Genomic DNA, 23573 nt, shown 5'->3' with positions numbered 1-23573 from the left:
GCGTGGAATTAAAAAAGTTGTTTCGTTCTACCAGAACACTGTGTACAAAGCCGCCAGTATGCCGCAGATCAGGATGGCGCCGATAGTGAAGGCAGTATCCAGCCTGAACATGGAAGCGTCGATCCTGAGCGCTTTCGGATTGTCTTTGCTGCGCGGGTCTGCAAGACTGATCACAGCCATTACCCCCACGATGATCAGGAACACCCAGCCCATCCTGTTGATGAAAGGCAGCGCGGTGAACTGGAATTTAAGCCATATCGATAATGGAATCGCCAGCGCGGCGCCTGCCAGCGCGGCATTCGCGGTGGTGCGTTTCCAGAAGAAGCCGAGGATGAATATCGCGAATACGCCGGGTGAAATGAAGCCGGTGTATTCCTGAATGAACTGGAAGCCCTGGTCCAGGCTCTTCAGCGCGGGCGCCACGATCGCTGCAATGATGCAGGAAACGATGATCACGATGCGGCCTACCTTCACCTGGTCCTGCTCGGTAGCTTCTTTTTTGAAGAAATGTTTGTAGATATCCAGCGTAAAGATGGTTGCAATACTATTGGCCTTACCTGCAAGCGAGGCCACGATGGCGGCGGTGAGCGCTGCGAAAGACAAGCCTTTCAGACCCGCGGGCAGCAGGTTCAGCAGGATGGGGTAAGCCTGATCGGGCTTTACTCTTTTCACCCCGTCTACCACGCCCTGCATTTCTTCCTGGAACATGCCGTTCTTCCAGAGCACGTATGTTGCGATGCCGGGAAGCACTACGATGATAGGCATAAGGAGCTTGAGGAAGCCGGCGAACAGCAGGCCTTTGCGCGCTGTTTTCAGATCGGCGCCCAGTGCGCGTTGCGTGATATATTGGTTGCAGCCCCAGTAGTTGAGGTTCACGATCCACATACCGCCTATCAGCACGGCCAGGCCGGGCAGCTCCATGTAGTTCTCATTGCTTTTGTCGAATATCATATGGAAGTGCTCCGGTGCTTTCTGCCGCAGCAGGCCCAGGCCTTCCATCATACCATTAATGGAATAGGAATCGCCGCCCGTGCCCACGTTCTGCGAAACCAGGTTCAGCGCGAGATAAGTAGTAGCGAGGCCGCCCAGGATCAGGAAAAATACCTGGATCACGTCCGTAAACCCGATCACTTTCATACCGCCCAGCGTAATGATCACCGCGAAAACCGCCAGCCCGATCATACATGCCGTGAAGCTGAAACCGGAGATAGTGGACACCGCGAGCGCGCCAAGATAGAGGATGGACGTGAGGTTCACGAACACGTAGAGCAACAGCCAGAACACCGCCATCACCGTACTCACCCTTGAATCGTACCGCTGCAGCAGGAATTGCGGCATCGTGTAGATCTTGTTCTTCAGGTAAATGGGCAGGAAAAAAATAGCCACTACCAGCAGGGTGGCCGCTGCCATCCATTCATAAGTACTGATGGCAAGGCCCATTTTAAAACCGGAGCCGCTCATGCCGATGAACTGTTCCGCGGAAATGTTCGAAGCGATCAGCGATGCGCCGATAGCCCACCAGGTAAGGGATCCTTCAGCCAGGAAGAAATCTTTCGTATCGGCAGAGGCTTTCTTTTTACGGTTATAGATATAATAACCGTAGCCTGCCACGATCACGAAGTAAATGGCAAAAACAAAGTAATCCAGATTCAGAAGCTTATGTTCCATTTTGTATCAGAATAACGTGAAAATTCAATAGTGTGTCAAGATAGCAAACTATTTTTAATTGTTAAATCTACAGTTAAAAATATTGGATAAAAATAACCGGCCCCGGGCAGCCCCCGGGAACCGGTTCAATCCGTTCACAATCAGTTATATGGCTTTGGCGCCGGTGATCTTAAACGCAAACGCATGCTCGCAGGGCGTTTCTTTGACACTCAGCCTGGGCACCGTTACCTCGATGCCGCCGTTCACCTTTTTAAAGGGCAGGTTCTGCTTCAGGCCCAGCAATTGCACTTTCGTACCCGCAGTGGGCAGCACGTCCCTGATAAGCAGCTTCCCTTCGGGAAGGATGGGCGCGATGGCGTACACGGTATCTCCCTTTGCGGTAAAGAAAAATTCCTTGCGGGCGTAACCGGGGTCGGGATCAACGGTCTGCTTTAGCATCACTTCGCCGCTTACATAGCCGCCATGCGGCGGTTTCCAGTCCTGCCGGCCGGCAGACCACTGCACATGTGTTTTCCAGGCGCGGGTGTTGTAGATGGCCTCGCCGTTCACATCCAGCCATTTGCCTATCTGCAGCAGGCGCTCCTGCATAATGGGCGGTATCTTGCCCTGCGCATCGGGCCCGATGTCCAGCAGCAGGTTGCCGCCGCTGCTTACAATATCCAGCAGCAGGTAGATGAGCGATTGGGCGCTGTTGTAATCCTCTATATCCTCGTTGCGGTTATAGCCGAAGGAAAAGCCCATGCCCCGGCATTCTTCCCAGGGGCGGGCGAATTTGGCTCCTACTTCGTATTCCGTGGTATAATAGCCGCCGTGTTTCTGGCGCATACCCTTGCCCCAGCGGTCGTTCACCGCTATTTTGTCTTTTACGGGCGACTCGTTGTACAGCCAGGTAAGGAATTCGCGGCTTTGCCACAGCGTGTCCGACTGTTCCCATTCGCCATCGGGCCATATGATGTCAGGCTCGTAGCGGTTCACCAGGTCTTTCAGCTGCGGGATCATATGTCCGTTCACGTATTCCTTGTACTGCTTGTTTTTATACAGGGGGTTATACCATTCATAGAGCGAATAATAGAAGCCCATCTTCACCGGCGTTTTGCGCACGGCGGCCGTGAGGTCTCCCAGCAGGTCGCGCTTTGCGCCTGCGTCCATGGCGTTCCAGGGGGTACTGAACGCTTTGCTGGCTTCTTTGCTGGGCCAGAGCGCAAACCCGTCGTGGTGTTTGGAAGTGAGCACGATGTATTTCGCGCCGGACTTTTCAAAAAGCTTCGCCCATGCGTCCGGGTCAAAGTCTTCGGCCTTGAACATATCCGCGAATTGGTAGTACGAAAAATCGGCGCCGTAAACTTTGGCGTGATGATCGTACACCGCGGTGGGCTTAGGGTTGTTGTTGCCGCCTACCCGTTTGGATTGCAGCCAGTACTGGTACCATTCGGCGTACACGCCTTTAGGCGCCCATGCAGGAACGGAATACACGCCCCAGTGAATAAATATCCCGAACTTGGCATTCTCGAACCATGCGGGAACCGGCCTGCTGTCCAGCGATTCCCAGGTGGGCCTGTACTGCTGTGCCGCAGTGGTAAATGGCAGCAGCAGCCATAACAAACATTTCAGTGACTTCATATATTAAACGTGGTTTTATAACAATTGCTCAACGGGCACAACGATCTCCTTCCCTCTTTCAACGGTGAGCGGCAGGAGGTGCTGGCGGTATTTGAGCACGAGATTGCGGCCAGTGGTGGAACGTACTTTTACGCCTGCCAGCGCACCATTCTCCCAGGTAATATCCAGCACAAAGCCCCCGCGGGCGCAAAGACCCGTCACTTTGCCGGAGGTCCACTGAACGGGCAATGCGGGCAGCAGCTCCACGTAGTCGCCATGGCTTTGCAGCAATGCTTCGGCAATACCCGCGGTGCCGCCAAAGTTGCCGTCTATCTGGAAAGGAGGATGATTGTCGAAGAGGTTGGGCAGGGTGGACTTCGCGAAAAGCGCCTGCAGGTGGCTTCTCACACTGTCCGCCTGTTTCAGCCGCGCATAAAAGTTGATGATCCAGGCGCGGCTCCAGCCGGTGTGGCCGCCGCCTTTCGCAAGGCGGCCGGTGAGTGTGCGTAATGCGCCTTCATAGAGCGCCGGCGTCTGTTCGGTGATCTGTGTGCCCGGATGCAGGCCGAATAAATGGGAGATGTGGCGGTGGCCGGGCTCCGCTTCCTGGTACTCCTGTATCCATTCCAGTATGCGGCCGTCTTTACCGGTCCTGGTGGGCGGCAGCTGCGCGATGATGTTTTCCCAGCGGACAATATCAGCGGAATCTGTTCTGAGCGCCTTCGCGGCGGCGATACATTTGCCGAGGAATTCGCGGAGTATCTGGCTGTCCATCGTTGGACCGTAAGTGAGGCCGGTAGCTTTGCCGGTAACCGGGTGCAGGAACTGGTTTTCGGGAGAGCTGCCGGGCGAGGTCACCAGGTATCCCTCAGGGCTCTTCACCAGGTAATCTTCCACGAACTGCGCATGTTCTTTCATCACCGGGTATGCTTTGTTCTTCAGGAAAGCATAATCCTGCGTAAATGCAAAATGCTCCCAGAAGTGAAGGCACATCCAGCTGGCGGCCATCGGGAAGGTGCCCCAGGCCACGCCGTTCTGTACGCCGGTTTTCCCGAATGCATCGGTAGCGTGATGCACTACCCAGCCGCGTGCGTTGTACATCTTCTTCGCTGTAATGCGCCCCTGCGGCCTGATGTAATCCATGAAGTCGAACAGAGGTGTAGTGGTAAGGGAAAGATTCGTCACCTCCGCAGGCCAGTAGTTCATCTGGAGATTGATATTGGTATGGAAATCCGCGTTCCAGGGCGCATCGATATGCTGGTTCCAGATGCCCTGCAGGTTGGCCGGTAAAACGCCCGGCGCGCGTGAGCTGGAAACCAGCAGGTATCTGCCGTATTGGAAGAAAAGACTGATCAGGTGCGGATCTTCGATACCTTCCCTGGTCCTTTTCAGGCGTTCGTCCGTAGGTATATCATCCGCCTGTTCGCCGTTGATCTGCAGGCTTACTCTTTCCATTACAGGCTTCAGGTCCTGGATATGGCGGCCGGAGATGGAAGCATAACTTTTTACAGCAGCGGCCTGCAGCAGCTTTTTACATTTATTGAGCGCGGAAACCGAATTTTCGAAATCCTGTTTGGTATGATTGTAATTCGTTGCGCCCTGGATGTACAGCGTTACGGTGTTCGCGTTCTTCACGTGTATCTCCTGGCCGGTCACGGCTTTGCTGCCGCCTGCATTGGCCACCTGTACGACACCGGCGAACTTCATATGCAGGCCTTCAGGGCCGCGGTCTTCCCTGCCGTTCCTGTCGTTGATCTGGCCGTTCAGCACCAGCTGGTTGCCGGCTGCGGTCACTTTACAATCTGTGTAGCGGGAAGCCGTGTCCCTGGTATCGGGCCTGTCTACGCTGAACACTGCGTTGATGGAACCGGGTTTCGATGCGCTGATCTGCACCACGATCACATTGTCCGGCGCGGAGGCGAGCACTTCTTGTTTATATTCCACCCCGTTCACTTTGAAGGTAGTGGTAGCGATGCCCGTTTCGAGGCTCAGGCTGCGTCTGTAATCGTCATAGGCGGCGAACCCGTAGTTGATATACACGTTCATCAGCGTCTGGTGGGAGCGGAAAGCGCGGGCGGTCTTATCGGAGTTCTCCGCATCTACCGCGAGGAAGTTGGCCTGTGCGATCACAAGCGCTTCCTGGTTCTTGCCTTCGAAGAGGAGCTTACGTATGGTATCCAGCACTTTATAGGCATTGGGATTGGCATCGTTGAATTTGACGCCCGCCCAAACGCTTTCTTCGTTCACCTGGAGTATTTCCTTTTCCGGGCGGCCGTATACCATGGCGCCCATCCGGCCGTTGCCTACAGGAAGCGCTTCTTCCCACCTGCGGGCGGGCTGCTTGTACCATAATTGCATGGACCGCTGTGCCATAGCGGCATTGGAAAGGAGTAACAGGAGGAGGAGGAACTGTTTCATAACTGTAAACGATATGGGATAATAAATATAATGATTGAGGTGCTGGCTTACAAGAAGCCGTTAATTAAATACCACTATTTGCGATTATATGCTATTCCTGCATCATGGAGGCGAGGGTTCTGCCCACTTCGGAGCCTATGGCTACGCCCATGCCGCCCATGCGTATTGCCAGCCAGATGCGCGCCGAATGCGCCTGCACAATGGGCTGTTTTGTTTTCCCGAAGGCCATAATGCCCGCCCAGCGGTCTTCTATGGTAAAGTTGTGGTGGGGAAGGATGATGGTGCTGAGTTTCGTCTCAAGGTCGTCCTGTATGCGCCGGTTCAGCTCAAATTCTGTGGTGGTTTCGCCTGCGAAGTCAAGATTGCGGCCGCCGCCGAACAATACGCGGCCGTTCAGTTCACGGAAATAATAATATCCCTGGTCGAAGTGATAGATGCCTTTGAAAGGGAGTTTTTTGACGGGGGCGGTAATGAGTACCTGGCCGCGACCGGGCGTGAGGTCCAGGTCCGGGAGCAGGCCTTTTGCAAAAGCGTTGGTGCAGATGGCGATGCGCGCGGCGAAAAAGGTCAGTTCATCGTTCACCGTTACTTCCACGCCGCCTGCCTTTTCTTCGAAATGCGTAACGTTGCAGCCCGTTTTTATTTCGATGCCGCGTTCGATGGCCACGTCTATCAGCGTACGCATCATTTTGCCGGTATGCAGCTCGCCCTCGTAATTGTTCTGCACGAGGTGTTGGGTGACGATGCCTTTCTCCGCGATCTTATGATCCGCCATTGAAAAGGCGGGGCCGGGCAGGATATCGAACAGCAGCTCGTTGATCTTCTCCAGTTGTTCAAGGGCGGGCGCTTCCGCTTCGCTGATGAGCTCGAAGCTGCCGTTCTCCCGGTATTCCATCCGGTCGTCTCCAATGCGGCTGCGGAGGAGCTGAAGGCCTTTCCTTCTCATTTGGACGAGGGCCACCACGTCTTTGGCGGGCATGTGCTGCAGGTCGTCCAGGATTTCGGTGAGGCTGCCGATGCAGGCGAAGCCTGCGTTGCGGGTGGAGGCGCCGGTGGGGAGGAGGCCTTTTTCGAGTACGAGGATGCGTTGCCTGGGAAAACGCTCTTTAAGGCTGATGGCCGTGGAAAGCCCGACGATACCGCTCCCGAGGAGGATGCAGTCGTAGTGGAGAAGGCTTTGTTTTTCCCAGTAACTGAGCATGATGCGAATGTATTGAAAATCCGGGATATTTTTTGGAGTGATTTGGTGTAAAGCGTAACTTTACGCTTTACACTTTTTCTTCGGAGAATATTTCTTCGGAATACTGAAATTGTAATAGGTAAAAGTAAAAATTTTCAGCTTGTTGCACTGAAAAATTTTCCTTCGAAACACTGAGAAATACTATCGCAAAACGGAGATATTCTCAGGTTTTTTATTCCCCCTTTTTACATCGTTTTGGGCTCTTTATAAGAGTAAAAATAAAACGATGATAAAAAGTTTTAAAAGCAAAGCGTTAAGATCCTGTTGGGTTGGCGATGACTGTTATAAACTACCACAGTCATCACTCAAAAAAATCAGGTGGATATTACAGATAATGGATTTGGCACAGGCCATTCCGGATGACCTGCACCAACTTGATCTTCATCCGCTCAAGGGAAATTATAAAGGCTATTGGAGTGTGAAAGTGAACGGCAACTACAGGATTGTTTTCACCTTTATAAACGGAAATGCATACGACGTAGATTATATTGATTATCATTAAAAGGTTTTTTATGAAACGTAAAATGAAATTTGAACATCCCGGCATCATCATCAAAGAACTTATCTTCGATGAAAAGGGCCTCAGCATCACCGATGCCGCTGAGTTGCTGGGAGTAACCCGCACTGCCCTCTCCAATGTGGCGAACGGTAAAGCCGATCTCTCCGTTGATATGAGCCTCCGAATGGAATATGTATTTGGCGGTACCGCCGAATTCTGGCAGCGCATGCAGGCAGCGTACAATGTCGAACAAGCCAGACCGCATATCGCCAAGCTCAAGCTCAAACGCTACAAACCGAAATTAAAAAAGTCCCTGCCCGTCAAAGAAACGAAGAGCAGGGACCGTAAAGTAAAAGTTGCATGAAGCCCTAGTTCACCAGCGGCTTCAACCCGCGAACACCCATATCCACCACCGCCTCCCCTTCCAGCGGGTCATATTTGCCGTTGCTGTTCATATCCTTCCATTCAAAGCTTTTATTGACAGACAACGAAACCGTGATCACAATATCCTGTTTCTCTTGCCCCGTGATCTGCAATGCGCTGCTGAACGGTCCCGTCACCACACAAGAACCCGCCGGCACCGGCGAAGTACCCGCGATGGGGTTCGGCACCGTAGTAGCCCCCGCAGGCGCCTGCCCGCTCACCACGCTGTATTTCGTTTCCAGCGCCCAATACCCCTGCTTGCGGTTCGCATTCAGCGTAAGCGAACTGTCCTTGATCTTATACGTACCGATGTAACTGTTAAACCCGATGAATGACGCCACAGAACCCGTCCATTCCTGCCCCAGCGCGCTGAAACGGATATCGTAGTTCTGGTAAGCCAGCGACACCCGCAGGTATTCGTATTCCCCGGCCGGCACGTCCTTCAGCGGCACTTCAAAAAACACTTCCCCATCCGCCGCCAGCTTAGCGCTTGCAAAGTCTATCGCCATTTCCCCGCCTTTATTGGTCTCCTGGTGCCTGTACAACACCGCGCCTTTACCCAGGGCCGTAAACGCAGTCGGCGCCAGCTCCAGGTAATGGGAGCTCATAGCCCTGAAAGCCGGGCTCTGCGCAGCATTCCCGGCAGGCACGGATACCGGCTGGCCCAGGTTGCCCAGGCGCTCCTGGTTAGGATCGAACTTATATTTGAAAACGAGTTTGGGACCCTCTGCCCCGGCAGATTGTTCCTTTTTGGAACAGGCGGAACAAAGTGCAAGCGCCGCAAGGCACCCCGACAGCAGCAGGTTTTTCGACATAGACCGGGTTTTGGATATTAATAACGCAGGCAACTTACAAAATATTGGGATATAAAGAAGAAAAGCCCCGCCAAACAGGGCGGAGCTTTTATATTATTACAGTTCGACCCGGGCGCTACACCAGGTAACCAAAAAGATTATCGTCCTTATTCAGCTCTGTGTAATGGACATTATATTTCGTCATATTGGTCAGCAGCACATCATAATCTTCCCTGTTCTTCAGCTCAATTCCTACCAGCGCGGGGCCGGTTTCCTTGTTGTGTTTCTGGATGAACTCAAAGCGGGTAATATCATCATCCGGACCCAGCACGTGGTTCACGAATTCCTTCAAAGCGCCCGGCCGCTGGGCAAAGCGCACGATGAAGTAGTGCTTCAGGCCTTCATATAACAACGATCGCTCCTTGATCTCCTGCATCCTGTCTATATCGTTGTTGCTGCCGCTCACTACGCACACTACCTTCTTTCCTCTGATCTCGTCCGCGAAATCTTCCAGGGCTGCGATAGACAGTGCGCCGGCCGGTTCCACGACGATCGCGTCTTCATTATACAATTTCAGGATAGTCGAACAAATACGCCCTTCCGGCACCAGGCTCATCTTATCAAGCACATCTTTACAGATGCGGAAGGTCAGCTCTCCTACCCTTTTCACCGCCGCTCCGTCAACGAACCTGTCTATTTCAGGAAGAGTGACAGGACTGCCATTTTCCAGCGCTTTCAGCATGGAGGGCGCCCCTTCTGGTTCAAGACCGATGATCTTTGTACCAGGGCTGTAAGTGCGGAAATAAGCCCCTGTTCCCGAAGCCAGCCCTCCGCCCCCGACGGGCACGAAGAGAAAATCCACTTCCGGCTGTTCTTCGAGTATCTCCAATCCCACGGTACCCTGCCCTTCGATGATCTTCAGATCGTCGAACGGCGGGATGAAGGTCATGCGCTGCTCGCGGGTAAAAGCCTGTGCTTCGGCGGAGCAATCGTCGAATGTATCGCCAACGAGCCGTATCTCGATACTGTCGCCGCCGAACATTTTAACCTGGTTTACTTTCTGTTTGGGTGTAATGATGGGCATGAACACGACGCCTTTCACTTTCAGCAGGCGGCAGCTGTAGGCAAAACCCTGTGCATGGTTGCCCGCGCTGGCGCAGGTAACGCCGTTGGCCAGCTGAAGGGGCGTAAGGCTGCTCATGAGATTGTAAGCGCCGCGCAGCTTGTAGGAACGTACCACCTGCATGTCTTCTCTTTTGAGGTACACATCGCACTGGTATCTGCGGGAGAGGTTGGCGTTGTAAGTTAAAGGGGTGCGTATCACTACGGACCGCAGCCTTTCGGCTGCTTCCTTTATATGGTTGGTATCGATGGTTGGAAGAACTTCAGACATTTTTCATTGAATTAAAAAATAAAAAAGAAAAGTACCGGGACATGTATCGGCTTCAAATCAGACACACTCCTCCGCAACCGCTGCCAATATCCATCCTGGTACTTTTCATATTTTATTTTTTATAGCTTATTATTTCCCGGGGCGGAGCTTTCTTACAGCCGCGCCTGCCTGCCACATTTCGCTGTTGCGCAGCTCTTCCAGCTCTGCATTCAGTTTCGGACGGTAATCCGCCTGGCCGTTCAGATCGATGGAGCGCTGTGCTTCTTTACCTGCGGCTACGGAAGCATACAGCTCGTCGAATACGGGCTGGGTAGCTTCTTTAAATTTCTTCCACCAGTCGAGCGCACCGCGCTGCGCAGTGGTAGAGCAGTTGGCATACATCCAGTCCATACCGTTCTCTGCTACCAGCGGCATCAGGGATTGGGTAAGCTCTTCAACGGTTTCGTTGAATGCTTCTGAAGGGGAGTGGCCGTTGTTGCGCAGTGTCTGGTACTGTGCAGCAAAAATGCCCTGGATGGCGCCCATCAGGGTGCCGCGTTCGCCGGTGAGGTCGGAATACACTTCTTTTTTGAAGTCTGTTTCGAACAGGTAGCCGGAGCCAACGCCGATACCCAGCGCAATTACACGGTCACGTGCTTTGCCGGTGGCGTCCTGGAATATAGCGAAGCTGGAGTTCAGACCCTGGCCTGCGAGGAACAGCCTGCGGAGTGAAGTACCGGAGCCTTTGGGAGCTACCAGGATCACGTCTACGTCTGCCGGGGGAATGATATTGGTCTTTTCTTTGAAAGTGATGCCGAAACCGTGTGAGAAATACAGGGCTTTACCTTTGGTGAGGAAAGGTTTCAGTGTAGGCCACAGCTGGATCTGGCCGGCGTCGGACAGCAGGTACTGAATGATGGTGCCTTTCTGGGCAGCTTCTTCGATCTCGAACAGCGTCTGGCCCGGTACCCATCCGTCTGCTACGGCTTTGTCCCAGGTTTTGGAATCTTTACGCTGACCGATGATCACGTTGAAACCATTGTCTTTCAGGTTCAGCGCCTGGCCGGGGCCCTGCACGCCGTAACCGATGATCGCGATAGTCTCATTTTTCAGTACTTCCCTTGCCTTTTCCATGGGGAATTCTTCTCTGGTTACTACGTCTTCCAGTACTCCGCCAAAATTGATGGTTGCCATGTTTTGATAGTGTTTTTTAAAAAGTTTTAAGTTCTAGGTTATTGCATTCTTAATGCCGCATCAGTCTTTCAGGCTGTCTGCCTCAATGAGGGACAGGTCTTTGAGATGTTCGTGGAAACGGCGGCTCCATTTAACGATCGCTACGCGGCCGCTTTTGGAATATTCTATGAGGCCGTATGGTTCCAGCTTCTGGAGCATTGCGATCAGCTCCTGCTGGTGGCCTGTTTTTTCGAGCACGAAATAATCTGCCGTAATGGTGAGGATGCGCGCGTTGTTGTCCCGGATGATCTTCTCAATGTCGCCATTGTGAAGGCTTTTCGTGGATATTTTATACAACGCCAGCTCCTGGTACACCACCTCATCTTCGTCGTGCACAAATGCGCGGTGCACTTCGATGAGTTTTTCGATCTGGCCTATTACTTTTTCCAGCCTGTCGCGCGTGGACATCACGGTGATGATGAATTTGTACACACCGGTTATTTCCGTTTCTGCGGTGGTGAGGCTGGTGATATTGATGCCACGGCGCGTGAAGATAACGGAGATGCGGTTGGTGATCCCCACCCTGTCTTCAGTGTATACCGTAACTGTATATTCCTTTTGCATGTTGTGTCTGATTAATGGTGATGAACTGCTACTCGAGGCGGATGGATGAGATCGGCGCGCCGGCCGGTACCATCGGGAATACGTTGTCTTCCTGTTCCACCACTACTTCCAGCAGGTAAGCGCCTTTGGTGTCCAGCATTTCTTTGACTGCGCCTTCCAGGTCCGCGCGTTCGGTCACCTTGCGGCCCGGTACGTAAAATCCTTTTGCGATCTGCACGAAATCAGGATTGATCATCACGGTGGAGGAATAACGTTTGTCGAAGAACAGCTGCTGCCACTGGCGGACCATGCCGAGGAAGTTGTTGTTCAGTATCACGATCTTCACGCCTATTTCAGACTGGTAAATGGTGCCAAGCTCCTGCAGCGTCATCTGGAAACAACCGTCACCGATGATGGCTACCACTTCCCGCTCCGGCGCGCCCACTTTGGCGCCCATAGCCGCAGGCAGCGCGAAGCCCATGGTACCCATGCCGCCGCTGGTGATATTGGTGTTCGGATCTTCGAAGCGGTAATACCGGCTGGCCACCATCTGGTGCTGGCCTACGTCCGTTACCAGTATCGCTTTGCCCTTGGTCTGTTCGGAAATAATGCGGATCACTTCCGCCATTTTTATCTGGCCCTCGGTGGGGAACAGCTCGCGGTGGCGTACTTTCTCGTCTTCTTTTTTATCGGCTTCCTTGAACAGCTGCAGCCATTCAGGATGTTTCGCTTCGTTGATCAGCGGCAGCAATGCAGCCAGCGCTTCTTTCGCATCCGCATGTACGGCTATATCGGCGGGGATGATCTTGTTGATCTCCGCTTTATCGATCTCGATGTGGATCACTTTCGCCTGGCGGGCAAACTCGTTCACGTCGCCGGTGATGCGGTCGTCGAAGCGCATGCCTACCGCGATGAGCACATCGCATTCGTTGGTGTTGATGTTCGGCCCGTAGTTGCCGTGCATGCCGGTGTAACCCACATAACAGGGATGGTCTACGGGAACGGCTGAAAGGCCCAGCAGCGTGGAAGCGATCGCGATGTCCGCCTTTTCGGCTACGGCGATCAGTTCTTTTTCAGCGCCGGAGATCAGCACGCCGTGGCCGCAGAGGATGTAAGGGCGTTTTGCGTTATTGATCAGTTCCGCCGCGGCTTTCACGCTATCCATGTTCAGCACGGGGTGCGGGTGATAGCTGCGGATGCTTTCGCAGGCTTTGTACTGGAAGTCCAGCTTGCCGAACTGCGCATTCTTGGTGATATCTACCAGCACGGCGCCGGGGCGGCCGCTGCGGGCGATGTAGAATGCTTTGGCAATGGCGCCGGGTATGTCTTCAGGCCTGGTGACCTGTATGTTCCATTTGGTGATGGGAGTCGTGATGCCGATCACATCGGTTTCCTGGAAAGCGTCTGTACCCAGCAATGCAGCGGCCACCTGGCCGGTGATACATACCATGGGGGTAGAGTCCATCTGCGCGTCTGCAAGGCCGGTCACCAGGTTGGTGGCGCCGGGGCCTGAGGTGGCAAATACCACGCCTACCCTGCCGTTGGCACGGGCATAGCCTTGCGCTGCATGCGTAGCGCCTTGTTCGTGGCGCACCAGGATATGGTGAACCTGGTCCTGGAAATCGTAGAGTGCATCATAAATGGGCATAATAGCCCCGCCGGGGTAACCAAAAATGGTATCCACGCCTTCCGCAATCAGTGACCGGATCACTGCTTCCGCACCGGTGATGATCTCGGGGGCAGCGGTGGCCCGCTTGTCAGACTCATCAGTCTTCATCGGTAACACATCCTTCTGTTGCATTTTTTACTTGTTTTGCGTATTTGAATAATATCCCGTTCGTTGCTTTCAGAGCCGGTTTTTTCCACGCTGCTTTTCTTTGGGCCAGCTCTTCGGGCGTCAGGTTAACCTTGATGATATTGTTGACGGCGTCCAGTTCTATCACATCATCATCTTTCACGAGGGCAATGGTGCCGCCTTCGTAAGCCTCCGGTACGATATGCCCTACCACGAAGCCGTGGGTGCCGCCGGAGAAACGCCCGTCTGTAATGAGGGCTACGCTTTTACCCAGGCCAACGCCCATAATGGCGGAAGTGGGTTTCAGCATCTCAGGCATGCCGGGGCCGCCTTTGGGGCCTACGTAGCGGATGACGACGACGTCTCCCGATTTCACTTTGCCGGACTGTATGCCTGCGATCAGCTCAAACTCACCGTCGAACACACGGGCCGGGCCCACGAATTTCTCGCCTTCCTTACCGGTGATCTTTGCCACGGAGCCCTGCTCTGCAAGGTTCCCGTACAGTATCTGGATGTGGCCGGTGGCTTTGAGCGGCTGTTCCAGCGGGTGTATAATGTCTTGTTTTGAAAAGTCGATGTCGGGCACGGATTCCAGGTTCTCCGCCAGGGTTTTGCCTGTAACGGTTAGACAGTTTCCGTGGAGCCTGCCTTGTTTCAGCAGGTATTTCATTACCAGGGGAACGCCGCCGATGTTGTGGAGGTCTTCCATCAGGTATTTACCGCTGGGCTTCAGATCCGCCAGCAGCGGAGTAGCATCGCTCAGGCGCTGGAAGTCCGCCATGGTGATATTCACCCCGACAGATTTCGCGATCGCGATGAAATGCAGCACTGCATTGGTGCTGCCGCCGAGAGCCATGATCACAACGATCGCATTTTCGAATGCTTCACGCGTCATGATGTCTTTCGGCTTGATATCTCTTTCCAGCAGCAGGCGGATGTATTGGCCGGCTGCCAGGCATTCGTCCTGTTTGTCTTTGCTGAGCGCGGGATTGGAAGAGCTGTACGGCAGGCTCATACCCAGCGCTTCGATAGCGGAGCTCATGGTATTGGCCGTGTACATCCCGCCGCAGGCGCCTGCCCCGGGGCAGGAGTTCTGCACGATGCCTTTGAAGTCCCCTTCGTTGAGGTTGCCCGCCATCTTCTGGCCGAGCGCTTCAAATGCGGATATGATGTTTAAGTCCTGTCCTTTGTATTTACCGGGCGCGATCGTTCCGCCGTACACCATAATGGCAGGGCGGTTCAGGCGGCCCATGGCCATCAGCGAGCCGGGCATGTTCTTGTCGCAGCCGGGCACGGTGATCAGGGCGTCGTAATACTGCGCGCCGCAAACGGTTTCAATGGAGTCTGCAATCAGGTCGCGGCTTACGAGGGAATAACGCATACCGTCGGTACCATTGCTGATACCGTCGCTCACGCCGATGGTATTGAAAATAAGTCCCACCAGGTCATTAGCCCATACGCCTTTTTTCACTTCCTTCGCGAGGTCGTTCAGGTGCATGTTGCAGGTATTGCCATCGTAGCCCATGCTTACGATGCCCACCTGTGCTTTTTTCAGGTCTTCCTCCGTCAGTCCTATCCCGTACAGCATGGCCTGTGCGGCGGGCTGTGTAGGGTCTTGCGTAATCGTCTTGCTGTATTTGTTCAACTCCATAATAATAAGGTCGTTAGTACCGGGTCACGGCTATCTGAATTTCTAATTATCGTACAAGTTATTCCCGGTGCGGCTGATATTCAAACCAATAATCCGGCTGTTCCCGGTCTTCAAAAGGTGGCCCTGATGGCCAAAATCCGCTGTGGGTCTGAGTTAGAAAGAAAAGCGTTTACGCCATTCAACGGGCCGGCTGTACGCTTTTTTTGAGGAATTCCCCCTTCCGGTTGCAGGGGCGGAAGGGGGAATCCGGTATTATCAGGCAGGAATTGCCTCGCGTTTGAATTCTTTCTCCAGCACTTTGGCTTTGTAAGCCTGCTGGATGACCTTGCCGAGGGATTGCGCCCAGGGTTTGGAGAAGCCCTGGTTGTCGAGGCTGTCCCATCCGATCACTTCGGCGGCGGTTCCGCAGTAGAATACTGCTTCAGCTCCTTTCAGCTCTTCCACGGTGATCTGTTTTTCCACTAAAGGAATACCCAGTTCGCCGCAGATCTCAATAACGGTGGCGCGGGTAATACCAGGCAGGATGTTGCCGGTTGCGGGGGTGTACACGGTGCCTTCTTTCTCGTAGAACAGGTTGGCGCCGGGGCCTTCCGCCACGAAACCGTTGATATCCAGCAGCAAAGCTTCGTCGAACCCTTTCTCTTTTGCCTCCTGGGAAGCCAGGATGGAGTTTACGTACAGGCCGGCGGCTTTGGATTCGATCTTAAAGGCTTTCGGGTTCGGACGCTGGTAAGAGGAAACGCATACACGCAGCAGCTTTTCGCCCAGGTAAGCGCCCCAGTCCCATGCGCAGATGAGCAGATGCGTATCTGTAGCGGCTTTCAGGGTCATGTTCGGCGGGCAGAACACCAGCGGGCGGATGTAGGCTTCCTCCAGGTTGTTCAGCTCCAGCACTTTATAGCAAGCGGCGATCAGCTCGTCGTTGTTGTACTTGTAAGGTATATGTATCAGCTCGCAGGAGCGCTTAAAACGGTCGAAATGCTCCCTGGGTTTGAAGATTTTCACTTCGCCACCGGCGGTCTTGTAAGCGCGGATGCCTTCAAATACCGCGTATCCGTAATGCAGCGACTGACCGTAGAGGTCAATTTTGGCTTCTGTGGCTTTCGTATAAGCCCCATCAAAGTAAAGAATCGTGTTTTCGTTGTAATAGCTATACATATAATTGGAATTTGCACATAAAAAAAGCCTTCCTGGTGGAGGAAGGCGTTTATTTTGAGTTGTTATTATACACGCGTTTTATCCTCCAATTGGCTGGCGGGTAATAATGACAACGACGATCACGACGAGCGTAATAGCCCAATTGAGCTGCGGCACGATGTGACTGATTTTGTTATTGTCTTTGTTTACCCACATGGAGGTGCTGTTGATTTTTTGTTATCACTACAAATGTATTGGTGAATAAACTAAAAAACAATACAAGCCTCAAACTTTTGAGAAAAATCAACCCAATAGGGGATTTTTCAAAATATCGAAAAAAGAAGCCAGCTGATTGAATAATATTCAATAAACAACAATTTCACTTTGGTCCTGTCAAACGCAAAAAGACCTCCGGGGAGGTCTTTTTTGCTATTCTTTTGGTGTAATGCCTCAGTTCTTCAGGCAGCTGTCTATCACCGCCTGCAGCGGAGCTTCCTTTTCCATGAGCTTTTCCAGCAGCGTGAGCTGGTTTTTTGCCCGGTTGAAGTTGTGCTCCGGGTACTTGATCGGGTAATACACATCCCCGTTCAGGTAATCCGTCAGGAAGCGGATGCCCTGCATGTAGATCATAAACTTGCCGGCGTAGAACAGGTGCGCCTTTTCAGTGGCTGAAAGGGTGCCCAGTACTTCGGAAAGATACCCTTTCATGAGGGCCTCGAAATATTCCTCACGCACATGGATCTGCGAAAAGTCCCGCTCCTCCTCCGATACCGGGCATACGTAGGTACGCACCATATCGCCGAGGTCGGAGATGATCTTCCCGGGCATCAGCGTATCGAGGTCGCACACGCAAATGCCTTCGTAGCTGCCTTTGCGCAGCAGCACGTTGTTGATCTTGGTATCGTGGTGCATGAGGCGGTCGCTGAATTCCGGGTTGGTCTTCAGCGCCTCGAAGGTAACGGCAATGTCGCTGTGGCGCAGGAACTGCTCCACCAGCTCTTCCGCGAACTGCTTCCGGTCTTCCTTCGCCTGGCGTATGGCCTCCTGAAAGGAAGCGTAGCGCAGGGTGAGGTTGTGGAAGTTGGGAATGCTGGCTTTGAAGTCGTGCAGGTCAATGCCATGGAACATCCTGGCCATCAACCCGAACTGCCGGGCCGCTTCAAATGCCTGTTTGGGCGTATCCGCCTGGTCTACCGAAGTGGAATCCGGTATAAAGGGGATCATGCGCCAGTACTCATCGTTGAAATGAAAGAGCTCATCCCCCGTTGTGGTAGGGATGGGAGTAATAAAGAGGTAGCTTGGGTGTCTCTCGGCCAAGAAATCGGCCGCCAGCCTTTGGTTCCGGGCGATTACCCCCGGTTCTTTGAATACGTAGGTATTGATCTTCTGGAGGATGTACTTCTCACCGTCCCGGCCACCTAATAAAAAGGTGTTGTTGATGTGGCCGCTCCCGAATTTCTGTACGCTAAAGCTGGCAGGCTCCAATCCGAAGGCTCGGAGGATGTCTGTATTCACCATTATGTCATTATTTCCAGAGATTGTCCGGATACTCTCCGTTTTTGACCAGGGCAGAGAGGCTTGCCTGTACGCCGGGTGCGTCTTCCTTGTAAGTTACGCCGAACCACTGGCTGCTGGTGGGTATCACTTTCACGGACCCCATGCCTGCTGCAATGAACTGGTCTACCACGATGGGTATAAAGAATTCGGATTTGGGATTGCTGATGTTCTGCTCGAGGAACTGGCTGAAAAGCTTTTCGCTGATGGGGAACACAGAAGGCGCAAAGCCCCAGAAGTTCATGGATACGGGGGTTTTAGGGCCCAGTTCCACTTTTTTGTCTCCTTCCTCGTAAGCGATCTTGCCGTCTTCCACGGTGATCTTGGTACGCTCGGTGATGGTGGCCAGGTTACCGTTGTCGCTCACCTGGCATACGCCACGGCTTACGAAACCGTAGTCGCTCACGGTTTTACCCAGCTCGTAGCCTACCACGCTGTATTTGTCGTCAGCACATTCGTTCTTCAGGAAGGCAGCCATTTTCTCAAATGCGTCCCGGCCATAAAAATCGTCCGCGTTGATCACGGCGAAAGGCTCGTTGATAGCGCCTTTGGCACATAATACGGCATGCGCGGTGCCCCAGGGTTTGGTACGGTCCGCAGGGATCTCAAATCCTTCCGTGAACGCGTCCATGTTCTGGAAAACATATGCTGTCTCTACTTTTCCTTTCAGCTTGGGTTCAAAGATCTCTTTGAATTCCTCGGCAAAATTCTCGCGTATGATAAACACGATCTTGCCAAAACCCGCGCGGATAGCGTCATAGATAGAATAATCAATGATCGTTTCTCCACTGGGGCCAAACTGCTGGATTTGCTTTAAACTTCCGTATCGGCTGGCCATACCGGCTGCCAGGATCAATAATGTCGGTTGCATTTTTTGATATTAGTTTATAAATTTCACCCGATTTAATATCGGGGGCTAAAATTAAACATAAATTTTTCCCAATCAGGGTAAATCCTGAAATTTTAAAAGATGGGCCAAATTTAGGGGGAAATTAAACTTTACCAGCTACTTAAACCAGTAAAAGAATTGCCCCGGTGAACAGTAATTTCTTTATTTTTATTTTTTCGATCCAACGTCTGCCCCATCAGCCCGGCTTTTTGTATGATAAGCGCCAGCCGGCATTTAATTGAATTTTAGCTCAAAAAAAAAGCGAATGAAAAGAATCGTAGTGGCGGGAGCCATGGCACTGCATTGTATGATGCCTGCGAAAGCGCAGCAAAAAACCAGCCCCGAAGAGATCAGATCAAAAATGCAATGGTTTGCAGACGCCAAACTGGGTATTTTTATCCATTGGGGCATCTATTCCGTGAAAGGCGTGGATGAAAGCTGGAGCTTTCATAACAAAAAGATCACGCATGCGGACTATATGGACCAGCTCAAAGGCTTTACCGCAGACAAATACGACCCGCAGGCCTGGGCCGATCTCATCAGCGAATCCGGCGCCCGCTATGCCGTGATCACCACCAAACACCACGATGGCGTTGCCCTCTGGGATACGAAATTCAACAAGCTCAGCACCGCCAAAAGCACCCCGGCCAAAAGGGACGTGCTCACGCCCTTCTTTAACGCGCTGCGTAAGAACAATATCAAAGCAGGCGCTTATTTCAGCCTGCTGGACTGGACCTCGCCCGATTATCCCGGCTTCCTGAAAGACAGCAGCCGCTACAAGATCAGCGAGCAACCGCAGCGCTGGGCGAAGTTCCAGGCTTTTTACCAGGGGCAGTTGGCCGAAGTGATGAAACAGTTCAATCCCGACCTCTGGTGGTTCGACGGCGACTGGGAACGCAGCGCCGAAGAGTGGCAGGCCCTGAAAGTGCGCAAGATGCTGACGGACTTCAACCCCAACACCATCATCAACGGAAGGCTCACCGGCTACGGCGATTACGACACGCCCGAGCAGAACTTCCCCGTGGAGCGCCCGCACTACAACTGGTGGGAGCTTTGCATGACCATCAATAATAACTGGGGCTGGCAGCCGCAGGACACCAACTGGAAAACCCCTTACGAGATCATCACCATCTTCGCGGACGCTATCAGCAACGGCGGCAATATGCTGCTGGACATAGGACCGAAGGCAGACGGCACCATACCGCCCGAGCAGGTGAACGTGTTAAAAGAGCTGGGAAAATGGAATAAGAAACATGAAAAAGCTATCTTCAGCACCATCGGCGGCATCCCGCAGGGGCATTTTTACGGGCCTACCACCCTCAGCAAAGACAGTACCAGCCTCTATCTTTTCCTGCCCGGCAACGTAAGCGGGAACATTATGGTGAAAGGGCTGGACAACAAGATACAGGACATCACCGTTGTAGGCAGCGGTACGAAGCTGCAGCATAAAATTGTGGGGAAAATATCCTGGAGCCCCGTACCCGGACTCGTTTACATCACTGTGCCCGCCAACGTGCAGGATGAATACATGACCGTGCTGGAATTGAAGCTGGACAAGCCTGTGAAGCTCTACCGCGGCAAAGGCGGGCTGAATGGATAACGGAAACGCATATACTATCAGATCATTCATATGAAAAGAACGCTCCTATTTGTTTCAATGGCGCTGGCCTCCATTGCGGGATTTGCGCAGCCAAAGGTATCGCGGCCGGGCATCATCCCCGAACCACAGTCCGTAGAACCGGCGGAAGGCCATGTGGCCATCAATGCGCGCATGAAATATTTCAGCAACAGCGAGGGCGCCGAACGCGCGGCGGAACTGTTCAACACCTTCCTGGAAGCCAACTACAAGCTGCGCCTCGAAAAAGGCACCATGCAGAACAGCACGCTCATTTTCTCGGACGATGAAATGCTTCCTGCGGAAGGCTACCAGCTCACGGCTGTGCGCAACAAGATCGTGCTGCAGGGGCATGGAGCCGGCCTGTTCTACGGCGTGCAAACATTGCAGCAGCTGGTGGCACAGACCAAACAGCTCACCTATGTTCCGGCCGTTACCATCAAAGACGCGCCCCGCTTCGCTTACCGCGGCCTTATGCTCGACGTGGGCAGGCACTTCTTTTCCGTGGCGTATGTTAAGCAGTTCATAGACGTGATGGCGCATTACAAGCTCAACCGCTTCCATTGGCATCTCACCGAAGACCAGGGCTGGCGCATCGAGATCAAAAAATACCCGAAGCTGCAAAGCGTGGCTTCCAACCGGAAAGAGACCATGATGGGCCCTTACCGCGACGGGAAGTACGACGGCAAGCCTTACGGCGGTTATTATACGCAGGAAGAAGTGAAAGACATTGTGAAGTACGCCGGGGAACGTTTTATTACCGTAGTGCCGGAAATAGAAATGCCCGGTCATGCGCAGGCCGCGCTGGCAGCGTATCCTAACCTGGGCTGCACCGGCGGGCCCTATGAAGTGTCCACCAAATGGGGCGTTCACAAAGAAGTGTACTGCGCAGGCAACGATTCCGTGTACGCATTCCTGGAAGATGTGCTCACCGAAGTGATGCCGCTTTTCCCGGGGCAGTATGTGCATATCGGGGGAGACGAATGCCCGAAAGACCGCTGGAAAGAATGTCCTAAATGCCAGGCGCGCATGAAGGCGCTGGGCCTGAAAGACGAGCACGAATTGCAGAGCTATTTCATCCAGCGGATGGAAAAATTCCTGAACAGCAAAGGCAAGAAGATCATCGGCTGGGACGAGATACTCGAAGGCGGTCTTGCCCCTGACGCCACCGTAATGAGCTGGCGCGGCGAAGCCGGCGGCATTGCGGCCGCGAAGCAGAAACACGATGTGATCATGACGCCAAACACTTACCTCTACTTGGACTACCACCAGGGCAACCCCGCTACCGAGCCCCTGGCCATCGGCGGATACCTGCCGCTGGAAAAGGTGTACAGCTACGAGCCTTACCCCTCTTCCCTGAACGCGGAAGAACAGAAATATATCAAAGGCGTGCAGGGCAACGTGTGGACGGAATATATCCCCGATGCAAAAGGCGTCGATTATTTCACCTACCCGCGTGCGCTCGCGCTGGCTGAAATTGGCTGGAGCCCCGCTTCCAAAAAAGATTACGCATCCTTCACCAGCCGCCTGCAGAGCGCATTGCAGGACCTGGACAAACGCGGCGTGAACTTCCGCATACCCGAGGCCGCGGGCGCGGAAGACATGGTAGTATCAGGCCCCAAAACCACCGTCACCCTGCAACCTATACCCGGCGCGTCCATTTTCTATACGCTGGACGGTACACAGCCTTCGCCCAACGGCAAGGCCTATGCAGCGCCCTTTAACATATCGCCCGCACAAAACGAGACCGTTACGCTGAAATACATCGTGGTATTGCCTTCCGGCCGCAGCAGCGCCGTGTATTCCAACACCTATACACGCAAGGCCTTCAAAAACGCGCAGCCCGTGAATCCCACGCGTAAGGGCGTACAGTTCTCCGTGTACAGCAAAACCTTCGTGCAGGCTAAACAGACCGGCGCCGGAACCGCGGACAGCACCGGCACCCTGCCTGATTTTTCCATCCGGCCCTTTATGCACCGCGAGAAATACGGCGTGAGCTTTGAAGGGTATATCAGGATCGATGAAAGCGGGCTGTATGAATTCAGGACTAATTCAGACGACGGGTCTGTACTGGCCGTAGACGATGAAGTGATCGTTGACAACGACGGGGAGCATGGCGCCGTCGAAAAAACCGGCATGATACCGCTGCTGAAAGGATTTCACAAGATCCGCGTCCAATATTTCAATGCGGGCGGCGCACAGCAATTGCAGGTAGGCGCCGGCCTGAAAGGCAAACAAAGCATTAACTTGCGGAATGCGCTTTTCCACTGAGGAAATATTACAACCTTTCCATACAACATGGCTGCCCGGCAACATCCGGGCAGCCATGTTGCGTTTGGACCTTATCCACCCGCTGGTGCAGGGAAACAAATGGTTCAAGCTGAAGTACAACCTGGAAGCCGCCGGCAACCGGAAGATCGTAACCTTCGGCGGCGCTTACTCCAACCACATCGTGGCCACCGCGGCCGCCTGCAAGCTGTACGGGCAGCAGGCCGTGGGAATCATCCGCGGCGAAAAACCCGCGCGGCCGGGGCATACTTTGCTGAAGGCAGCGGAACTGGGTATGGACCTGCATTACGTAAGCCGGGAATTGTATGCTGAATTAAAACGCGGCAGCGAAATGACCCGCCTCATGCAGCACCTGCTGAACGATGCCTGGATCATACCCGAAGGCGGCCGCAATGCGGAAGGCGCCAGGGGCTGCGAAGAAATATTGCAGCTGGCGGACACATCAGCTTACACCCACATCCTCTGTGCGGTGGGCACAGGCACTACGCTGGCAGGCCTTATCAATGCAGACACCCGTCAGCAGATCACCGGCATTTCAGCATTAAAAGGCGCTTTTTCTCTGGAAGAAGAAGTGGAAAGCCTGCTGCGCCGGCCGTTTACCAACTGGCGGATATTACATGACTTCCACGAAGGCGGTTATGCAAAACATACGCCTGCGTTAATCGGCGCCATGAACGATTTTTACCGGGAAACCGGCATTCCTACCGACCGCGTATATACGGGCAAAATGGTGCTGGCTTTCAGGAAATTGCTGCAACAACAGTTCTTTCCGCCGGAAAGCCGCGTATTGCTGATACATTCCGGCGGGTTGCAGGGCAATGAATCTTTAGGCCCGGGCGTTCTATGCTTTTAAA

The 23573-nt window shown here is 53.4% G+C and carries 18 protein-coding genes; 5 read left to right on the top strand and 13 right to left on the bottom strand.

All coding sequences use genetic code 11. The features are described from left to right. Positions 1-27: 27 nt before the first annotated feature. The 4 genes from ACTJIK_RS12270 to ACTJIK_RS12255 all read right to left on the bottom strand — a co-directional run bounded on the left by ACTJIK_RS12270 (position 28) and on the right by ACTJIK_RS12255 (position 6886). Positions 28-1668, bottom strand: coding sequence for a sodium/sugar symporter (locus ACTJIK_RS12270; protein ID WP_440646645.1), 1641 nt, complete (start codon positions 1666-1668; stop codon positions 28-30). 144 nt (positions 1669-1812) lie between these two features. Continuing rightward, positions 1813-3288 carry an alpha-L-fucosidase gene (locus ACTJIK_RS12265; RefSeq protein ID WP_440646644.1) on the bottom strand — a complete coding sequence of 492 codons (1476 nt, stop codon included), beginning with the start codon at positions 3286-3288 and terminating at the stop codon, positions 1813-1815. Between the two features lie 15 nt (positions 3289-3303). After that, the gene (locus tag ACTJIK_RS12260) at positions 3304-5685 is read right to left on the bottom strand and encodes a glycoside hydrolase family 95 protein (protein WP_440646643.1); all 2382 of its coding nucleotides are present in this window, start codon (positions 5683-5685) and stop codon (positions 3304-3306) included. Between the two features lie 91 nt (positions 5686-5776). Beyond that, entirely contained in the window at positions 5777-6886 is a 1110-nt protein-coding gene (locus tag ACTJIK_RS12255) for an NAD(P)/FAD-dependent oxidoreductase (RefSeq protein ID WP_440646642.1), read from the bottom strand. 265 nt (positions 6887-7151) lie between these two features. Here ACTJIK_RS12255 and ACTJIK_RS12250 point away from each other — a divergent pair, with 265 nt between their 5' ends. Continuing rightward, positions 7152-7427 (top strand): type II toxin-antitoxin system RelE/ParE family toxin, encoded by a 276-nt coding sequence (locus ACTJIK_RS12250; protein ID WP_440646641.1) that lies wholly within the window; start codon positions 7152-7154, stop codon positions 7425-7427. Between the two features lie 10 nt (positions 7428-7437). After that, positions 7438-7788, top strand: a complete 351-nt coding sequence (locus ACTJIK_RS12245; protein WP_440646640.1) for a HigA family addiction module antitoxin — start codon at positions 7438-7440, stop codon at positions 7786-7788. Positions 7789-7792: 4 nt separating this feature from the next. On the opposite strand, the gene ACTJIK_RS12240 is transcribed toward ACTJIK_RS12245, so the two are convergent. The 9 genes from ACTJIK_RS12240 to ACTJIK_RS12200 all read right to left on the bottom strand — a co-directional run bounded on the left by ACTJIK_RS12240 (position 7793) and on the right by ACTJIK_RS12200 (position 18797). Continuing rightward, a complete protein-coding gene (locus ACTJIK_RS12240; RefSeq protein WP_440646639.1) occupies positions 7793-8662 on the bottom strand; it encodes a hypothetical protein in 870 nt (289 codons plus the stop codon). A 115-nt stretch (positions 8663-8777) separates the two neighbouring features. Further along, a complete protein-coding gene (gene ilvA / locus ACTJIK_RS12235; RefSeq protein ID WP_440646638.1) occupies positions 8778-10034 on the bottom strand; it encodes a threonine ammonia-lyase IlvA in 1257 nt (418 codons plus the stop codon). 129 nt (positions 10035-10163) lie between these two features. Then, positions 10164-11207 (bottom strand): ketol-acid reductoisomerase, encoded by a 1044-nt coding sequence (gene ilvC / locus ACTJIK_RS12230; RefSeq protein ID WP_440646637.1) that lies wholly within the window; start codon positions 11205-11207, stop codon positions 10164-10166. Between the two features lie 60 nt (positions 11208-11267). Continuing rightward, positions 11268-11810 carry an acetolactate synthase small subunit gene (gene ilvN / locus ACTJIK_RS12225; protein WP_440646636.1) on the bottom strand — a complete coding sequence of 181 codons (543 nt, stop codon included), beginning with the start codon at positions 11808-11810 and terminating at the stop codon, positions 11268-11270. 28 nt (positions 11811-11838) lie between these two features. After that, complete coding sequence (gene ilvB / locus ACTJIK_RS12220) at positions 11839-13590, bottom strand: biosynthetic-type acetolactate synthase large subunit (RefSeq protein ID WP_440646635.1); 1752 nt, start codon at positions 13588-13590, stop codon at positions 11839-11841. After that, entirely contained in the window at positions 13556-15235 is a 1680-nt protein-coding gene (gene ilvD / locus ACTJIK_RS12215; RefSeq protein WP_440646634.1) for a dihydroxy-acid dehydratase, read from the bottom strand. Before ilvD ends, ilvB begins: the two co-directional genes overlap by 35 nt. 255 nt (positions 15236-15490) lie before the next feature. Beyond that, positions 15491-16393: a branched-chain amino acid transaminase gene (locus ACTJIK_RS12210; RefSeq protein ID WP_440646633.1), complete on the bottom strand. Its 903-nt coding sequence runs from the start codon at positions 16391-16393 to the stop codon at positions 15491-15493. Between the two features lie 429 nt (positions 16394-16822). Further along, positions 16823-17890 (bottom strand): phosphotransferase enzyme family protein, encoded by a 1068-nt coding sequence (locus ACTJIK_RS12205; protein WP_440646632.1) that lies wholly within the window; start codon positions 17888-17890, stop codon positions 16823-16825. 7 nt (positions 17891-17897) lie between these two features. Continuing rightward, complete coding sequence (locus ACTJIK_RS12200) at positions 17898-18797, bottom strand: nucleotidyltransferase family protein (RefSeq protein WP_440646631.1); 900 nt, start codon at positions 18795-18797, stop codon at positions 17898-17900. A 283-nt stretch (positions 18798-19080) separates the two neighbouring features. Here ACTJIK_RS12200 and ACTJIK_RS12195 point away from each other — a divergent pair, with 283 nt between their 5' ends. From ACTJIK_RS12195 to ACTJIK_RS12185, 3 genes are read left to right on the top strand one after another with little or no spacing between them, the layout of a single operon-like run. Continuing rightward, the gene (locus ACTJIK_RS12195; protein WP_440646630.1) at positions 19081-20415 is read left to right on the top strand and encodes an alpha-L-fucosidase; all 1335 of its coding nucleotides are present in this window, start codon (positions 19081-19083) and stop codon (positions 20413-20415) included. A 30-nt stretch (positions 20416-20445) separates the two neighbouring features. Then, positions 20446-22701 (top strand): family 20 glycosylhydrolase, encoded by a 2256-nt coding sequence (locus ACTJIK_RS12190; RefSeq protein ID WP_440646629.1) that lies wholly within the window; start codon positions 20446-20448, stop codon positions 22699-22701. Next, on the top strand, positions 22685-23572 hold the full coding sequence (locus tag ACTJIK_RS12185) for a 1-aminocyclopropane-1-carboxylate deaminase/D-cysteine desulfhydrase (protein ID WP_440646628.1): 888 nt from the start codon (positions 22685-22687) through the stop codon (positions 23570-23572). Before ACTJIK_RS12190 ends, ACTJIK_RS12185 begins: the two co-directional genes overlap by 17 nt. The last annotated feature ends 1 nt before the right edge of the window (position 23573 follow it).

Origin of the sequence: Chitinophaga sp. 22620, assembly GCF_052044405.1 — a bacterium.
Lineage (GTDB): Bacteria > Bacteroidota > Bacteroidia > Chitinophagales > Chitinophagaceae > Chitinophaga.
The sequence above is the reverse complement of the archived record's forward strand: the minus strand, read 5'-3'. Positions and strand labels throughout refer to the sequence as shown.

What these genes read in the sequence shown, in the direction of transcription:
- ACTJIK_RS12270 (WP_440646645.1), bottom strand. Translation starts at nt 1,668, where the DNA reads ATGGAACATAAGCTTCTGAATCTGGATTACTTTGTTTTTGCCATTTAC.
- ACTJIK_RS12265 (WP_440646644.1), bottom strand. Translation starts at nt 3,288, where the DNA reads ATGAAGTCACTGAAATGTTTGTTATGGCTGCTGCTGCCATTTACCACT.
- ACTJIK_RS12260 (WP_440646643.1), bottom strand. Translation starts at nt 5,685, where the DNA reads ATGAAACAGTTCCTCCTCCTCCTGTTACTCCTTTCCAATGCCGCTATG.
- ACTJIK_RS12255 (WP_440646642.1), bottom strand. Translation starts at nt 6,886, where the DNA reads ATGCTCAGTTACTGGGAAAAACAAAGCCTTCTCCACTACGACTGCATC.
- ACTJIK_RS12250 (WP_440646641.1), top strand. Translation starts at nt 7,152, where the DNA reads ATGATAAAAAGTTTTAAAAGCAAAGCGTTAAGATCCTGTTGGGTTGGC.
- ACTJIK_RS12245 (WP_440646640.1), top strand. Translation starts at nt 7,438, where the DNA reads ATGAAACGTAAAATGAAATTTGAACATCCCGGCATCATCATCAAAGAA.
- ACTJIK_RS12240 (WP_440646639.1), bottom strand. Translation starts at nt 8,662, where the DNA reads ATGTCGAAAAACCTGCTGCTGTCGGGGTGCCTTGCGGCGCTTGCACTT.
- ilvA (WP_440646638.1), bottom strand. Translation starts at nt 10,034, where the DNA reads ATGTCTGAAGTTCTTCCAACCATCGATACCAACCATATAAAGGAAGCA.
- ilvC (WP_440646637.1), bottom strand. Translation starts at nt 11,207, where the DNA reads ATGGCAACCATCAATTTTGGCGGAGTACTGGAAGACGTAGTAACCAGA.
- ilvN (WP_440646636.1), bottom strand. Translation starts at nt 11,810, where the DNA reads ATGCAAAAGGAATATACAGTTACGGTATACACTGAAGACAGGGTGGGG.
- ilvB (WP_440646635.1), bottom strand. Translation starts at nt 13,590, where the DNA reads ATGCAACAGAAGGATGTGTTACCGATGAAGACTGATGAGTCTGACAAG.
- ilvD (WP_440646634.1), bottom strand. Translation starts at nt 15,235, where the DNA reads ATGGAGTTGAACAAATACAGCAAGACGATTACGCAAGACCCTACACAG.
- ACTJIK_RS12210 (WP_440646633.1), bottom strand. Translation starts at nt 16,393, where the DNA reads ATGTATAGCTATTACAACGAAAACACGATTCTTTACTTTGATGGGGCT.
- ACTJIK_RS12205 (WP_440646632.1), bottom strand. Translation starts at nt 17,890, where the DNA reads ATGGTGAATACAGACATCCTCCGAGCCTTCGGATTGGAGCCTGCCAGC.
- ACTJIK_RS12200 (WP_440646631.1), bottom strand. Translation starts at nt 18,797, where the DNA reads ATGCAACCGACATTATTGATCCTGGCAGCCGGTATGGCCAGCCGATAC.
- ACTJIK_RS12195 (WP_440646630.1), top strand. Translation starts at nt 19,081, where the DNA reads ATGAAAAGAATCGTAGTGGCGGGAGCCATGGCACTGCATTGTATGATG.
- ACTJIK_RS12190 (WP_440646629.1), top strand. Translation starts at nt 20,446, where the DNA reads ATGAAAAGAACGCTCCTATTTGTTTCAATGGCGCTGGCCTCCATTGCG.
- ACTJIK_RS12185 (WP_440646628.1), top strand. Translation starts at nt 22,685, where the DNA reads ATGCGCTTTTCCACTGAGGAAATATTACAACCTTTCCATACAACATGG.